Origin of the sequence: Pseudomonas mosselii (assembly GCF_019823065.1) — a bacterium.
Classification (GTDB): domain Bacteria; phylum Pseudomonadota; class Gammaproteobacteria; order Pseudomonadales; family Pseudomonadaceae; genus Aquipseudomonas; species Aquipseudomonas mosselii.
In genome coordinates this window covers 90,367-105,016 of the sequence record NZ_CP081966.1, presented here as the reverse complement: position 1 = coordinate 105,016, position 14,650 = coordinate 90,367, and the positions used below count along the sequence as shown (strand labels likewise).

Genomic DNA, 14,650 nt, shown 5'->3' with positions numbered 1-14,650 from the left:
AGTTGTGAGTTTTCCTGACAGGTTTGCGCAATCTTATCGGTTTTCAGCCGGCCACGTCGTGGTTAGAGTAAAGCCCATCACTCATCCATTACGCCCTGGAGCGCCCCATGACCCAGACCCAATACCGCGCCGGCCCCGATGCCAACGGCCTGTTCGGCTCGTTCGGCGGCCGCTACGTGGCCGAAACCCTGATGCCCCTGGTGCTGGACCTGGCCCGCGAATACGAAGCGGCCAAGGCCGACCCCACGTTCCTCGAAGAACTGGCCTACTTCCAGCGCGACTACATCGGCCGCCCCAACCCGCTGTACTTCGCCGAGCGCCTGACCGAGCACTGCGGCGGCGCGAAGATCTTCTTCAAGCGTGAAGAGCTCAACCACACCGGCGCGCACAAGGTGAACAACTGCATCGGCCAGGTGCTGCTGGCCAAGCGCATGGGCAAGAAGCGCCTGATCGCAGAGACCGGCGCCGGCATGCACGGCGTGGCCACCGCCACCGTCGCCGCGCGCTTCGGCCTGCCCTGCGTGATCTACATGGGCGCCACCGACATCGAGCGCCAGCAGGCCAACGTGTTCCGCATGAAGCTGCTGGGTGCCGAGATCGTCCCGGTGACCGCCGGCACCGGCACCCTGAAGGACGCCATGAACGAGGCCCTGCGCGACTGGGTCACCAACGTCGAGGACACCTTCTACCTGATCGGCACCGTGGCAGGCCCGCACCCGTACCCGGCGATGGTCCGCGACTTCCAGTCGATCATCGGCAAGGAAACCCGCGCCCAGCTGCAGGAGAAGGAAGGGCGCCTGCCCGACAGCCTGATCGCCTGCGTCGGCGGCGGCTCCAACGCCATGGGCCTGTTCCACGACTTCCTCGATGACGCCAGCGTGCAGATCATCGGCGTCGAAGCCGGCGGCCACGGCGTGCACACCGACAAGCACGCGGCCAGCCTCAACGGCGGCGTGCCGGGTGTGCTGCACGGCAACCGCACCTACCTGCTGCAGGACGACGACGGCCAGATCACCGACGCCCACTCGATCTCCGCAGGCCTGGACTACCCCGGCATCGGCCCGGAGCACGCCTACCTGCACGAAGTGAAACGCGTGGAGTACGTCAGCATCACCGACGACGAGGCCCTCGACGCCTTCCACGCCACCTGCCGCCTGGAGGGCATCATCCCGGCGCTGGAAAGCTCCCACGCCCTGGCCGAGGCGATCAAGCGCGCGCCGAAGCTGCCCAAGGACCACCTGATGGTGATCTGCCTGTCCGGTCGCGGCGACAAGGACATGCAAACTGTGATGAACCACATGGCCGCCCAGGAGAAACAGGCATGAGCCGTCTCGAACAACGCTTCGCCGAACTGAAGGCCGAAGGCCGTTCCGCCCTGGTCACCTTCGTCACCGCTGGCGACCCGGGCTACGACGCCTCGCTGGAGATCCTCAAGGGCCTGCCGGCCGCTGGCGCCGATGTGATCGAACTGGGCATGCCGTTCACCGACCCGATGGCCGACGGCGTGGCCATCCAGCTCGCCACCCTGCGCGCCCTGGAAGCCGGCCAGACCCTGGCCAAGACCCTGCAGATGGTTCGCGAATTCCGTGTGGATAACCAGACCACGCCCATCGTGCTGATGGGTTACTACAACCCGATCCACCGCTTCGGCGTGGAGCAGTTCGTCGCCGAGGCAAAAGAAGCGGGCGTCGATGGCCTGATCATCGTCGACCTGCCACCGGAACACGACGCCGAACTGGCCACCCCGGCCCAGGCCGCAGGCATCGACTTCATCCGCCTGACCACCCCGACCACCGACGATGCGCGCCTGCCGCGCGTGCTGGAGCGCAGCTCCGGGTTCGTCTACTACGTGTCGGTGGCAGGTGTGACCGGTGCGGGTTCGGCAACCACCGAGCATGTGACCGAGGCCATTGCCCGCCTGCGTCGGCATACCGATCTGCCGATCAGCGTCGGTTTCGGCATCCGCACGCCGGAGCAGGCTGCTGCCATTGCCCGCCTGGCCGATGGCGTGGTGGTCGGTTCGGCGCTGGTCGACAAGATCGCCCAGGCCAAGGATGCCGGTCAGGCAGTGAACGATGTGCTGAGCCTGTGCTCGGCGCTGGCCGAAGGCGTGCGCGCCGCCCGCAACTGATCCGCGCAGCAGGTGTATTTGTGGGAGCGGGCTTGCCCCGCGATAACGATGGTGGACTCACCGCCGCTGTCGCGGGACAAGCCCGCTCCCACGTTGCATCAAGCACCAAATATCGACAGATCCAACGGCCTGATCGCCCCCATCCAGATCGCATGATCGCGGTGATCCGCCAGCTCATCCCCGGTTTCCGGGTGCAGGAACACCACCAGCCCCTTGCGATACAGCGCCAGCCACGGCAACACCACACCCACCACCTCCGGCCCGAAGGCCAGCTGACAGCTCCAGTCAGGGTGCGGCCCGACCGGTTTCTGGTGCATGCGTCCCATGGTCACGGGAAACAGCCGCGTTGCTTCCTCGCATAGTTCACGGGCCTGCTCCATGGTCGATGCGTCGTAGTACACGTGGGCGTGATAGCCCTTGATCCTTTGCACGGTGGCTCCTGATTGCAGTAATGCGAACATCTTGAAGTCTACGCCATCTCATTACAGGCGCTCCTGCTCCAGCCAATCCACAAACCGCTCGATCAACGCCCCACGCCGCTTGCGTGGCGGCAGCACCACGTAATACCCCCGCTTCGAGCGCAAGCTGCCTTCCAGCGGCCGGCACAGCAGCCCCTGCCCGACCAGCCCGTCCACCAGATGCGCCCAGCCGATCGCCACGCCTTGGCCAGCAATCGCCGCCTGAATCAGCAGGGTGTAGTTGTCGAACCGCAGTTGACCGGACGGAGGAGGGCTGTCCACACCAAGACCACGGAAGACACCGGCCCAATCGAACCAGCGACTGGCCTGCTCGCCCTTCAGGTGCAACAACGGCAATCGTTGCAAAGCCTCGGCTGACAAGGGTTTGCCATGAGTCAGCCGTGGGCTGCAGACCGGGAAGACCTCCTCATCGAACAACCAGCGACTCTCGCCCTGATGGAAACGCCCATCACCAAACAGCACCGCCACATCGATGTCCGGGCGCAACATCCCCTGGCTGCGCTCGCCGGTCACCAGGCTCACGTCCACCTGTGGATAAGCGTCGTGGAAACGCTGCAAGCGCGGCATCAGCCAGAACGCCGCAAAGGCGAAGTCCGTAGCCACCTGCAGCACCTCGCGCTGGCCGCGCCCGCTGGCTTGGGCGACGCCATCGTCCATCGCCTGCAAGCCCTGGTGCACCTGTTCGAACAATAGCAACCCCGCCTCGGTCAACTCGATGCCCCGGTAGATCCGGTCGAACAACCGCGTGCCCAACTGCGCCTCCAGGCGCTTCATCTGCTGGCTGACCGCCGGCTGGGTGGTGCCCAGCTCCACGGCCGCAGCCGTGAAGCTACGCAAGCGCGCGGCGGACTCGAACACGCGCAATGCGTCCAGAGACAGGTCGGCAAGGTGTTCAAACATAAGCATGGCTAATCCCAGTCATTGCCCGACGTGGGCTTTACCCACCTTATCCACAGCCCCATGCTGGATTGCAAGCGTTCACCATAACTCTCGACGATGGAAGGGCACCATGAAGCAACCCAATATCCTGTTCATCATGGCCGACCAGATGGCCGCGCCGCTGTTGCCGATCTACAGCCCGTCGCCGATCAAGATGCCCAACCTGGCGCGCCTCGCCGAGCAGGCCGTGGTGTTCGACTCCGCCTACTGCAACAGCCCGCTGTGCGCGCCCTCGCGCTTCACCCTGGTCAGCGGCCAGTTGCCCAGCCACATCGGCGCCTACGACAACGCCGCCGACTTTCCCGCCGACATTCCGACCTACGCCCACTACCTGCGCCGCATCGGCTACCGCACCGCGCTGTCGGGCAAGATGCATTTCTGCGGCCCGGACCAGTTGCACGGCTACGAAGAGCGCCTGACCAGCGACATCTACCCGGCCGACTATGGCTGGGCGGTGAACTGGGACGCGCCTGACGAGCGCCCGAGCTGGTACCACAACATGTCCTCGGTGCTGCAGGCCGGGCCGTGCGTGCGCACCAACCAGCTGGATTTCGACGAGGAGGTGGTGTTCAAGGCACGCCAGTACCTCTATGACCACGTGCGCGAAGACGATGGCCGGCCGTTCTGCCTGACCGTGTCGATGACCCACCCGCACGATCCGTACACCATCCCCAAACGCTACTGGGATCTCTACGAGGCTGTGGATATCCCGCTACCCCGCGACGTGATCGCCCAGAGCCAGCAAGACCCGCACTCGCAGCGCCTGCTCAAGGTCTATGACCTGTGGGACAAGCCGCTGCCCGTGGACAAGATCCGCGATGCCCGCCGCGCCTACTTCGGCGCCTGCAGCTATATCGACGACAATATCGGCCTGCTTCTGCAGACGCTGGAAGACTGCGGCCTGGCCGACGACACCCTGATCATCTTCTCCGGCGACCACGGCGACATGCTTGGCGAACGGGGGCTTTGGTACAAGATGCACTGGTTCGAGATGTCGGCGCGGGTACCGCTGCTGATCCACGCGCCCAAGCACTTCAAACCTGCGCGCATCAGCGCCAGCGTTTCCACCTGCGACCTGCTGCCGACGTTGGTCGAGCTGGCTGGCGATGCTGTGGATAAAGATCTGCACCTGGACGGCCGCTCGCTGCTCGGCCACCTGCAAGGGCAGGGCGGGCATGACGAGGTGATCGGCGAATACATGGCCGAAGGTACCGTCGGCCCGCTGATGATGATCCGCCGCGGCGCCTACAAGTTCGTGTACAGCGAGGACGACCCCTGTTTACTCTACGACCTGAGCCGCGACCCGCACGAGCGGGAGAACCTCACCGGCAGCCCCGACCACCAGGCGCTGCTGCAGGCATTTGTCGATGAAGCCAAGCTGCGCTGGGATATCCCCAGCCTGCGCCAGCAGGTGCTGGCCAGCCAACGCCGCCGCCGCCTGGTAGCCGAGGCGCTGGCCATCGGCACGCTGAAAAGCTGGGACCACCAACCGCTGGTCGACGCCAGCCAACAGTACATGCGCAACCACATCGATCTCGACGACCTCGAGCGCAAGGCACGTTATCCACAGCCCGCACCCCTGGATTGAGAAGAGAGGCCGCCATGCAGAAGTTCTCCACCGCCGTACTTGCCCTGGCCCTGAGCCTGGGCACGGCCCACGCCGCCGACGGCGACGCGCAATGCAGCACCGTGAAACTGGCCGACCCCGGCTGGAGCGATATCGCCAGCACCAACGCCGTCGCCCGCCTGCTCCTGGAAAGCCTGGGTTACCAGGTGAAGATCGACAGCCTGGCCGTGCCGATCATCTACGGCGGCCTGAAAGATGGCCGGGTGGATGCCTTCCTCGGCAACTGGATGCCGGCGCAGCAGGGTTTTCATGACAAGTTCATCGCCAATGGCGACGTGCAACAGTTGGCGCGCAACCTGGAGGGCACCGAATTTACCCTGGCGGTGCCCGATTATGTCTGGGAGGCCGGCGTTAAGGACTTCGCCGACCTGCACAAGTACGCCGACAGGTTCGACAAGAAGCTCTACGGCATCGGCTCCGGCGCACCGGCCAACCTGTCGCTGAAGGCGATCATCGACAAGAACGACTTCGCGCTTGGGCAGTGGAAGCTGGTCGAATCCAGCGAACAGGCGATGCTGGCCCAGGTGGATCGGGCGGTGAAGAAGCAGCAGTTCATCACCTTCCTCGGCTGGACACCGCATCCAATGAACGTGAAGTTGAAGATGCATTACCTCACGGGTGGCGAAAAATGGTTTGGGAGCAAAGGTGATGTGTACACGCTGACTCGCAAGGGATATCCACAGGCTTGCCCGAATGCGGCGAAGCTGTTGAGCAACCTGACGTTCACGCTGGGCATGGAGAACAGCATCATGGCCGAGGTTGTGGACAAGAAGGTGAGCTTTGATGAGGCGGCCAGGGCTTGGGTGAAGAAGCGCCCAGAGTTGCTGGATGGTTGGTTGGCTGGAGTGACTACCAAGGCTGGTGGGGACGCAGCAGAAGCGGTTAAAGCCAAACTCTGATTTTTGTCTGTTAGGCTGCCGGGGCCGCTTTGCGGCCCTTTCGCGACGCAAGGCCGCTCCCACAGGGATTCGCGCTCTTCTGTGGGGGCGGCCTTGTGTCGCGAAACGAGGGCAAGGCCCTCGCCAGCGATACTGAACAGGAATGACGCATGCCTCGTCTCCACCACCTGCTGCCCTTCCTCACCTGGCTCCCCCGTCAATCGGGCCGCAGCCTGCGCCAGGACCTGCTGGTAGGCCTGAGCGGCGCTATCCTTGCCCTGCCGCAATCGATCGCCTACGCCCTGATCGCCGGCCTGCCCGCCGAGTACGGCCTGTACGCCGCCATCGTGCCGGTGCTGGTGGCCTGCCTGTGGGGCTCGTCCTGGCACCTGATCTGCGGCCCCACCGCCGCCATCTCCATCGTCCTGTATGCCAGCATCAGCCCGCTGGCCGTGGCCGGCAGCGACGACTACGTGACCCTGGTGCTGCTGCTGACCTTCCTCGGCGGCGTCTTCCAGCTCATGCTGGGGCTGCTGCGCTTCGGCGCGCTGGTCAACTTCGTCTCCCATTCGGTGGTGCTGGGCTTCACCCTCGGTGCCGCCGTCGTCATCGCGCTGGGGCAACTGCCCAACCTGCTGGGCCTGGACCTGCCAAGCCAGGCCACGGCTCTGAAGACCGTGCAGGAATTGGCCGGTCATATTGGCGAGGTGGACATGCCATCGCTGGTGCTGGGGCTGAGCACCCTGGCGATTGGCGTGCTGTTGAAACTGTGGCGGCCACGCTGGCCGAGCCTGTTGATAAGTCTGCTGCTGGTCAGCCTGGCGGCCTGGCTGTTGCCCGGCGTGTTCGGCCATGTGCCGCGTGTGCCCGCCTTCGTCGGCCAGTTGCCACCGCTCAGCCCACTGCCGTTACTCGATGTGGAACTGATCCTGCGCCTGCTGCCCAGTGCCGTGGCTGTCGGCATGCTCGGGCTGGTCACCAGCCTGTCCATCGCCCGTTCCCTGTCCGCACGTTCCGAGCAACTGATCGACGCCAACCAGGAGATTCGCGCCCAGGGCTTGTCGAACATCATCGGGGCATTGTTCTCCGGCTACCTGTCCTCCGGCTCCTTTACCCGCTCCGGGCTCAGCTACGACGCAGGGGCCCGCTCGCCGTTGGCCGGGGTGTTCTCGGCGCTGTGGGTGGCGCTGTTCGCGGTGGCGGGGGCCGGGCTGATCGCCCATCTGCCGATCCCGGCGATGGCGGGCAGCATCCTGTTGATTTGCTGGGGGCTGGTAGACCATCGCGGCATCCGCGCGCTGTTCCGGGTCAGCCGTTCGGAGTTCCTGGTCATGGCGCTGACCGCCGCCGCGACCCTGCTGCTCGAGCTGCAGACGGCGATCTACGCCGGGGTGCTGGCATCGCTGTTCTTCTACCTCAAGCGCACCTCGAGGCCGCGAGTGCAGCAGAGCCGGGAAGGGGAGGCGGACGTGTTGCGTGTGGGCGGGTCGATCTTCTTCGGCGCGGCGCATTACCTGCAGCTGCGCTTGCAGCGCTGCCAGGGGCCGCATGTGGTGATCGATGCGCGACAGGTGAACTTCATCGATTATTCGGGTGTGGATATGTTGCACCGCGAGGCGCGGCGGTTGATGCGTAATGGCGGAAGCCTGACGTTGCAGCGGGCAAGGCCGCAGGTGATCGAGGAACTGCAGAAGCTGGAAGGCATGGCGAGTTGCCCGATTCGCTTCGAGGGCTGATGGTCAACTGGCATTTCTGTCAGTTGCGAACAGCGTGCAGGCGATGAAAGGAGGGTGTCAGAAATTTTGTGTTCGGGCATAACATGAGTAAGAGGTGCATGTATGCCAACCAAAAAGAAACCCTTGCGTGACCTGCCCAAAATCCCCAAAGAGCTGCTGGAGCAGTTCGGTGAGGGCCTGATGACCGCAGAGGCTATCGAGGATGCCTCTGCGGCGTTCAAGAAGGCCTTGATCGAACGCGCTCTGCACGCCGAACTTGGCCACCACCTGGGTTATCCGCCGGGCGCGCAGCGCCCAGAGGATGAAACCAACCAGCGTAACGGCAAGAGTGGCAAGACGGTTTTGACCGGCGATGGCCCGCTGCGGCTGGAAATTCCTCGTGACCGAGACGGCAGTTTTGCGCCCATTCTCATCCCCAAGCATGAGCGGCGGTACACCGGTTTCGATGACAAGATCATCGCCATGTACGCCCGTGGCATGACGGTCAGAGAGATCCGAGCCTTTCTGTCCGAGCAGTATGGAACAGAGGTCTCACCCGACTTCATCAGCTCTGTGACAGACGAGGTCATGGAAGAAATTGGCGCGTGGCAGCAGCGGCCACTGGAGCCCATGTACCCGGTCATTTTCTTCGATGCACTGCGGGTGAAGATCCGCGAAGAAGGCTTGGTGCGCAACAAGGCCATTTACTTGGCGCTGGGCGTTCTACCCGACGGGACGCGCGATATCTTGGGCATCTGGATCGAGAACACCGAGGGTGCGAAGTTCTGGATGAAGGTCTTTAACGATCTCAAGACACGTGGTGTCGAGGATGTGCTGATTGCCGTGACCGATGGCCTCAAAGGCATGCCAGAGGCTCTCAGCGCCGTGTTTCCAGAGACGACGCTGCAGACGTGCATCGTGCACCTGATCCGCAACAGCCTGGACTTTGCAGCCTGGGACAAGCGGCGGGCACTGGCCAAGGCGCTCAAGCCGATCTACCAGGCCATCAACGCCGAAGCGGCTGAGCAGGCACTCGATGAGTTTGAAAACGGGCCCTGGGGCAAGCAGTATCCAACGGTCGTTGCGGCCTGGAGACGCGCCTGGGATCGAGTGATTCCCTTCTTTGTCTTCCCACCAGCCATCCGGAAAGTGATCTACACCACCAACGCCATCGAGAGTATCAATGCCCAGCTGCGCAAGATCATCAAGACCCGAGGCCATTTCCCGAACGATGACGCAGCTACCAAGCTGATCTGGCTGGGGCTGCGAAACATCACGGCGAACTGGGGCTCAGCGGCGCATGATTGGAAAAGTGCGATGAATCAATTCGCGATTTTGTACGGAGATCGGTTCATCAGGCCGACCTGGTGAAAGTCAGGGCCTGCCTGACGGCAGGCCGTTACCGGCCCGCACACAAAAAATCTGACACTTCCGATGAAAGAGTAAACAACGCTCATTCACTGCGGAGCACGCCATGAGTAGTTGCGTTCATCTCGCCCTGGCACTCGTGCCATTACTAGCTGCTCAAGGCAGCGGCGCTGTGGATAACTGCTGGAGCGTTGCCGATGCTCAAGTACGGATTGCCCGGCTGGAAAGCGACATGACCGCTCGCGATCCCTACACTGGCGAAACGCAATCCACAGCCAAACTCGCTCACTACCAGCAGCAAATCGACCTGGAACGCCAATTCATCCAACAGCGCCCCGAAATCAACTGCTCGCCAGTTGCCGACGCAACTCATCCAGCACAGGCACCGTGTCAGGACGCACCCCCCGCCAGATAAAGAACGCCTCGGCCGCCTGCTCGGCCAGCATCCCCAGCCCATCCAGCACCTTGGCCGCACCCAGCTTGCTGGCCCACTGGCAGAAAGGTGTCGGCTCCTTGCCATACATCATGTCGTAGCAGACGGTGCGCCCCGCCTCGACCAGGCTGTCGGCAATCGGCGGCAGTTCGCCAGACAAGCTCGCAGAAGTAGCGTTGATGATCACGTCTACCGGCTCCTGCAACCAGCTGAAACCACTGGCCACCACCGGCCCCAGCTCATCGAACTCCCGCGCCAGCTGCTCGGCTTTCTCGACGGTACGGTTGGCGATCACCAGCGACTGTGGCTTGTGCGCCAGGATCGGCTCCAGCACACCCCGAACAGCACCGCCGGCGCCAAGGATAAGGATGCGCTTGCCAGCCAAGGTCACCCCGGCGTTCACCGTCAGGTCACGCACCAGCCCGGCGCCGTCGGTGTTGTCGCCTTGCAAGGTACCGTCGGCCAGCTTGGTCAGGGTGTTCACCGCGCCAGCACGTTGCGCACGCGGGGTGAGGCTGTCGCACAGGCGATAGGCCTCTTCCTTGAATGGCACGGTGACGTTGGCGCCGCTGCCTTGCTTGAAGAAGCCTGTGGCGCAGTCGCTGAACTCGTCCAGCGGCGCCAGCAGGGTGGCGTACTCCAGGTCCTGGCCGGTCTGGTCAGCGAACAGGCGGTGGATCAGCGGCGACTTGCTATGGCCGATTGGGTTGCCGAATACGACGTACTGGTCCATGGGAGCTCCTCGGTTATCCACAGGCTTACTGGGCGAGCCAGTCGCGGTCCTGCAGGAAATAGTCGGTCAGGCGCGCTTCCTCGCTGCCAGGCTCGGCTTTCCAATCGTAGCCCCAACGCACCTGCGGCGGCAGCGACATCAGGATCGACTCGGTACGACCGCCCGACTGCAAACCGAACAGCGTGCCACGGTCGTAGACCAGGTTGAACTCGACGTAGCGGCCACGGCGGTATTCCTGGAATTCACGCTGCTTGGCAGTGTACGGCGTGTCCTTGCGGCGCTGGATGATCGGCAGGTAGGCATCGACGTAGGCGTCGCCGATGGCGCGCATGAAGGCGAAGCAGGTGTCGAAGTCCCACTCGTTCAGATCGTCGAAGAACAGGCCGCCGATGCCGCGCGGCTCGCCGCGGTGCTTGAGGTGGAAGTAGCGGTCGCACCAGGCCTTGTAGCGCGGGTAGACGTCGGCGCCGAACGGCGCGCAGGCCTGCTCGGCGACGCGATGCCAGTGCACGCAGTCTTCTTCGTTGCCGTAGTACGGGGTCAGGTCGAAGCCGCCACCGAACCACCATACCGCCTCTTCACCCTCTTTTTCGGCGATGAAGAAGCGCACGTTGGCGTGGGAGGTCGGCACATGCGGGTTGTGCGGGTGGATCACCAGCGACACGCCCAGGGCCTCGAAGCCACGGCCCGCCAGCTCCGGGCGGTGGGCACTGGCCGACGGCGGCAGGCCGGCGCCGAACACGTGGGAGAAGTTCACCCCGCCTTTCTCGATCACCTTGCCCTCGCCGATCACCCGCGTGCGACCACCGCCGCCGGCATCGCGCACCCAGGCATCCTCGACGAAGCGGGCGCCGCCGTCTTCGGTTTCGAGGGCAGAGCAGATGCGGTCTTGCAGGTCGAGCAGGTAGGCTTTTACGGCCTCGGTGCGGCTGGTCATCGGGTCACCTGGAAGGAGCGGGAAAATTCGCCGCGTAGCATACCACCGGCCGACGCCGCGTCGCAGTTGACGGCGGTCAAGCAAAGGCGTCCGATAGAAGGCCTTTGCGACCCTCGACGACAGGAGTATGTGATGGCCAAGCGTATCCAGTTCAGCCAGCATGGCGGCCCGGAAGTCCTGCAACTGGTGGAGTTCGACCCGACACCGCCCGGCCCGCAGCAGGTGCGGGTGCGTAACCACGCAATCGGCTTGAATTTCATCGACACCTATTTCCGTGGCGGGCTGTATGCGCCGCCTGCGCTGCCTTCCGGGCTGGGCACCGAAGCGGCCGGCGTGGTCGAGGCGGTGGGCGAGGGTGTCAGCCGGATCAAGGTCGGCGACCGCGTGGCCTATGCCGGTGGGCCGCTTGGGGCCTACAGCGAGGTGCATACGCTGCCGGAGGCCAACCTGGTGAAGCTGCCGGAGGCGATCAGCTTCGAACAGGCGGCGGCGGTAATGCTCAAGGGGCTGACCACGCAGTATTTGCTCAAGCAGACCTATGCCGTGCAGCCGGGGGACTTCGTGCTGTTCCATGCCGCCGCCGGCGGTGTGGGGTCGCTGGCTTGCCAGTGGGCCAAGGCGCTGGGCGCGAAGCTGATCGGTACCGTCAGCTCTGCTGAGAAAGCCGAACGGGCCAAGGCCCTCGGCGCCTGGGCGACCATCGACTACAGCCATGAAGACGTGGCCAAGCGTGTGCTGGAGCTGACAGACGGTCAGAAGTGCGCGGTGGTGTATGACGGCGTGGGCGCCGATACCTGGCTGACTTCGCTGGATTGCCTGCGGCCGCGCGGTTTGATGGTCAGCTTTGGCAATGCCTCCGGCGCGGTAACCGGGGTCAACTTGGGGATCCTGTCGCAGAAGGGGTCGTTGTATGTCACCCGGCCGACGCTGGCGAGCTACGCCAACAATGCTGAGAACACCCAGGCCATGGCCGATGACCTGTTCGCGATGATCGCCAGCGGCAAGCTGGTTGTGGATATCCAGCAGCGGTATCCGTTGAGCGAGGCGGCCAAGGCGCAGGCGGAGTTATCGGCGCGGCGGACCGTTGGCTCGACTATGCTTCTGCCTTGAAGCCCCTATCGCGGGGCAAGTCGCAGCGGCCGAAGGGGTGGGTTGTGGTGTTAGGAAGTGGTGGATCGGGGACAATCTTCTTGTTCATGGCAACCTCTACCAGAGTAGGGCTGACACCTCGTCCGTTACCACACGAATGGGTGGCAGCTTTACACGGGGTGGTAAACCGGGGAGGTACCAGACCCGGCAGGCTCGAAAGCCTCCCGCGCACAGCCGCCATAGACGACTCTGATACCTTCCTGTTACCGGGTTACCACACCCGATCGCCAAGTTATTCGGCGACGGTTTGGAGCCTAAAGGCAGGCGTTCCCACTGAGAGGGTAATGGCAGTCGACAGACTGCGTAGGATATTTCTCTGAATTCAGAATGGGCAGCCATCTGGGTGCAAATCAGAAAAATCGGCGGGAATTCTGGGGCCGCTTTGCGGCCCTTTCGCGACACAAGGCCGCTCCCACAGGTTACAGCGCCAAGCCTGAGAGCTGCGCTGTACCTGTAAGAGCGGCCTTGTGCCGCGAAACGAGGGCAAAGCCCTCGCCAGCGGTATCAGCCCGGGCGCACAACCTCACCGGTCGCCAGGTCGCGAATCAGGCTCGGGTTCTTCCGCCCACCCAACGCCCCACCCAGCACCATGTCCAGCTCGTTGTGGAAATACTGCTCCACCCGCAACCGGCTCTTGGCCGCCGGCCGCCCGGCCGGGTTGCACGAGGTGGAGATCAACGGCCCGACCAGCGCGCACAGCTCGCGCACCTGTGGATGATCGCTGACTCGCAAGGCCACGGTGTCATGCTGCCCGGTCACCCACTCGGGCAGCAGACCCTGGTGCGGCACCAGCCAGGTGTTAGGCCCAGGCCAGGTGGCGCTCATGCGGTCGATCCAGTCCTGGGGGAAATCCTCGAACAGAAAGTCGAACTGGCGAATGTTGTCGGCGACCAGGATCAGCCCTTTATCCACAGGCCGCGACTTGAGCGCCAGCAGGCGATACACCGCGTCCTCGTTCCACGGGTCGCAGCCCAGGCCCCAGACCGCTTCCGTCGGATAGGCGATCACCGCACCCGCCTTCACCTCGCGCGCGGCTTGTTGCACACGCCAACTGCTCACCATTTTCCGTCTCTCCGCATAAACGCCGTGCGCGCAGTGTACTTAGCCCGCACGGGCAAACCAACGCCCGGCTTCATTGCTCACCCGGCCTTCGAGCTCCAGTTCGGTCAGGCTGGCCAGTACCTGGGCCAGTGGCAGACCGCTGCTGCTGGCCAGGGCCTCGGTGGTCTGGGGTGCGGCGTGGAGCAGGGCGATCAATGGATGAGCGGGTTTATCCACAATCGCAGGCGGCAGGTTCTGCCACCCACGCAGGCTGTCGAGGATCTGCTCCACGCTTTCCACCAGCAGCGCACCGTCGCGGATCAACTGATGGCAGCCCTTGGCGCCGGGGTGATGAATGGACCCGGGAATCGCGTACACCTCCCGCCCCTGTTCGGCGGCAAGCCGTGCGGTGATCAACGAGCCGCTGGCCAGGCTGGCCTCGACCACCAGCACGCCCAGCGACAAGCCGCTGATGATCCGGTTGCGACGCGGGAAGTTGCCGGCCAGCGGGCCGGCATCCAGCGGGTACTCGGAAACCAGCGCGCTGCCACTGTCGAGCATTGCCCGTGCCAGGTCACGGTGGCGCTGTGGATAAAGTTTTTGCAACCCCGTGCCGAGCACCCCGATGGTGTGCCCGCCGGCCTTCAAAGCGGCCCGATGAGCGGCACCGTCGACGCCCAGCGCCAGCCCGCTGGTGATGGTGAAACCAGCCTGGGAAAGGCATCGGGAAAACGCGCCTGCGGTATCCAGCGCCGGGGGTGAAGCACGCCTGCTACCCACGATCGCCAGTTGCGGTTGTTCGAGTAAATCGGGGTCGCCCGCGACGAACAACAGCGGCGGCGGATCGTCTATCTCGGCCAGCAACGCCGGGTAGCCAGGCCCGTCCCACATCAGTAAATACTGGCCCGGACGCTCTAGCCAGCGCATTGCAGCCAATGCGCCATCGCGCACTTGCGGGCTGCGCCGGGCGTCTATACTGGCAGCCTTCAGCCCCAACGCCTGCCAGGCACTGGCCGGCGCGCTGAGTGCCGACGAGGCACTGCCGAACGCTTCGATGAGGGTATGGAAACGACGCAAGCCAATCTCCGGAAGGCTATGAAGACGCAGCCGCGCCTCCAGTTCCGCAGGCGGACAAGGCGACGAACGGGATGGGTTCATGGTGGATCATCCTTGATCGACAGGGGGCCATATACGTGGCGCAACCTGTGGATAACTTTGTG

13 protein-coding genes are annotated in these 14,650 nt (G+C 64.0%); 7 read left to right on the top strand and 6 right to left on the bottom strand.

All coding sequences use genetic code 11. The features are described from left to right. The first annotated feature begins 107 nt into the window (after positions 1 to 107). Together trpB and trpA are read left to right on the top strand one after the other, a co-directional pair. Entirely contained in the window at positions 108 to 1,325 is a 1,218-nt protein-coding gene (gene trpB, locus K5H97_RS00475) for a tryptophan synthase subunit beta (RefSeq protein WP_028688718.1), read from the top strand. Beyond that, positions 1,322 to 2,131 (top strand): tryptophan synthase subunit alpha, encoded by an 810-nt coding sequence (gene trpA / locus K5H97_RS00470; RefSeq protein WP_028688719.1) that lies wholly within the window; start codon positions 1,322 to 1,324, stop codon positions 2,129 to 2,131. The genes trpB and trpA overlap by 4 nt, the downstream gene beginning before the upstream one ends. 98 nt (positions 2,132 to 2,229) lie before the next feature. On the opposite strand, the gene K5H97_RS00465 is transcribed toward trpA, so the two are convergent. Beyond that, positions 2,230 to 2,562 carry a DOPA 4,5-dioxygenase family protein gene (locus K5H97_RS00465; protein WP_028688720.1) on the bottom strand — a complete coding sequence of 111 codons (333 nt, stop codon included), beginning with the start codon at positions 2,560 to 2,562 and terminating at the stop codon, positions 2,230 to 2,232. Between the two features lie 51 nt (positions 2,563 to 2,613). Beyond that, the gene (locus tag K5H97_RS00460) at positions 2,614 to 3,510 is read right to left on the bottom strand and encodes a choline sulfate utilization transcriptional regulator (protein WP_028688721.1); all 897 of its coding nucleotides are present in this window, start codon (positions 3,508 to 3,510) and stop codon (positions 2,614 to 2,616) included. Between the two features lie 109 nt (positions 3,511 to 3,619). Here K5H97_RS00460 and betC point away from each other — a divergent pair, with 109 nt between their 5' ends. The 4 genes from betC to K5H97_RS00440 all read left to right on the top strand — a co-directional run bounded on the left by betC (position 3,620) and on the right by K5H97_RS00440 (position 9,140). Further along, positions 3,620 to 5,137 carry a choline-sulfatase gene (gene betC / locus K5H97_RS00455; RefSeq protein ID WP_028688722.1) on the top strand — a complete coding sequence of 506 codons (1,518 nt, stop codon included), beginning with the start codon at positions 3,620 to 3,622 and terminating at the stop codon, positions 5,135 to 5,137. Positions 5,138 to 5,151: 14 nt separating this feature from the next. Then, positions 5,152 to 6,075 carry a choline ABC transporter substrate-binding protein gene (gene choX / locus K5H97_RS00450; RefSeq protein ID WP_028688723.1) on the top strand — a complete coding sequence of 308 codons (924 nt, stop codon included), beginning with the start codon at positions 5,152 to 5,154 and terminating at the stop codon, positions 6,073 to 6,075. 149 nt (positions 6,076 to 6,224) lie between these two features. Continuing rightward, positions 6,225 to 7,790 carry a SulP family inorganic anion transporter gene (locus K5H97_RS00445; protein ID WP_028688724.1) on the top strand — a complete coding sequence of 522 codons (1,566 nt, stop codon included), beginning with the start codon at positions 6,225 to 6,227 and terminating at the stop codon, positions 7,788 to 7,790. 102 nt (positions 7,791 to 7,892) lie between these two features. Further along, entirely contained in the window at positions 7,893 to 9,140 is a 1,248-nt protein-coding gene (locus K5H97_RS00440; RefSeq protein ID WP_060489951.1) for an IS256 family transposase, read from the top strand. Positions 9,141 to 9,478: 338 nt separating this feature from the next. Here K5H97_RS00440 and aroE read toward each other — a convergent pair whose 3' ends face one another. Next, positions 9,479 to 10,303, bottom strand: a complete 825-nt coding sequence (gene aroE / locus K5H97_RS00435) for a shikimate dehydrogenase (protein ID WP_028690054.1) — start codon at positions 10,301 to 10,303, stop codon at positions 9,479 to 9,481. A gap of 25 nt (positions 10,304 to 10,328) precedes the next feature. Then, positions 10,329 to 11,240, bottom strand: coding sequence for an oxygen-dependent coproporphyrinogen oxidase (gene hemF, locus K5H97_RS00430; protein ID WP_011531485.1), 912 nt, complete (start codon positions 11,238 to 11,240; stop codon positions 10,329 to 10,331). Between the two features lie 132 nt (positions 11,241 to 11,372). Here hemF and K5H97_RS00425 point away from each other — a divergent pair, with 132 nt between their 5' ends. Continuing rightward, the gene (locus tag K5H97_RS00425; protein ID WP_028690053.1) at positions 11,373 to 12,350 is read left to right on the top strand and encodes an NADPH:quinone reductase; all 978 of its coding nucleotides are present in this window, start codon (positions 11,373 to 11,375) and stop codon (positions 12,348 to 12,350) included. A gap of 543 nt (positions 12,351 to 12,893) precedes the next feature. On the opposite strand, the gene K5H97_RS00420 is transcribed toward K5H97_RS00425, so the two are convergent. Both K5H97_RS00420 and dprA read right to left on the bottom strand, forming a co-directional pair. Further along, entirely contained in the window at positions 12,894 to 13,451 is a 558-nt protein-coding gene (locus K5H97_RS00420; protein WP_028690052.1) for an L-threonylcarbamoyladenylate synthase, read from the bottom strand. 39 nt (positions 13,452 to 13,490) lie between these two features. After that, complete coding sequence (gene dprA, locus K5H97_RS00415; protein ID WP_028690051.1) at positions 13,491 to 14,588, bottom strand: DNA-processing protein DprA; 1,098 nt, start codon at positions 14,586 to 14,588, stop codon at positions 13,491 to 13,493. Positions 14,589 to 14,650 lie beyond the last annotated feature (62 nt).

Bases quoted from the DNA above. Each gene is read 5' to 3' on its own strand.
- trpA (WP_028688719.1), top strand. From the start codon at position 1,322: ATGAGCCGTCTCGAACAACGCTTCGCCGAACTGAAGGCCGAAGGCCGT.
- hemF (WP_011531485.1), bottom strand. From the start codon at position 11,240: ATGACCAGCCGCACCGAGGCCGTAAAAGCCTACCTGCTCGACCTGCAA.
- aroE (WP_028690054.1), bottom strand. From the start codon at position 10,303: ATGGACCAGTACGTCGTATTCGGCAACCCAATCGGCCATAGCAAGTCG.
- betC (WP_028688722.1), top strand. From the start codon at position 3,620: ATGAAGCAACCCAATATCCTGTTCATCATGGCCGACCAGATGGCCGCG.
- K5H97_RS00445 (WP_028688724.1), top strand. From the start codon at position 6,225: ATGCCTCGTCTCCACCACCTGCTGCCCTTCCTCACCTGGCTCCCCCGT.
- choX (WP_028688723.1), top strand. From the start codon at position 5,152: ATGCAGAAGTTCTCCACCGCCGTACTTGCCCTGGCCCTGAGCCTGGGC.
- K5H97_RS00425 (WP_028690053.1), top strand. From the start codon at position 11,373: ATGGCCAAGCGTATCCAGTTCAGCCAGCATGGCGGCCCGGAAGTCCTG.
- dprA (WP_028690051.1), bottom strand. From the start codon at position 14,588: ATGAACCCATCCCGTTCGTCGCCTTGTCCGCCTGCGGAACTGGAGGCG.
- K5H97_RS00440 (WP_060489951.1), top strand. From the start codon at position 7,893: ATGCCAACCAAAAAGAAACCCTTGCGTGACCTGCCCAAAATCCCCAAA.
- K5H97_RS00460 (WP_028688721.1), bottom strand. From the start codon at position 3,510: ATGTTTGAACACCTTGCCGACCTGTCTCTGGACGCATTGCGCGTGTTC.
- K5H97_RS00420 (WP_028690052.1), bottom strand. From the start codon at position 13,451: ATGGTGAGCAGTTGGCGTGTGCAACAAGCCGCGCGCGAGGTGAAGGCG.
- trpB (WP_028688718.1), top strand. From the start codon at position 108: ATGACCCAGACCCAATACCGCGCCGGCCCCGATGCCAACGGCCTGTTC.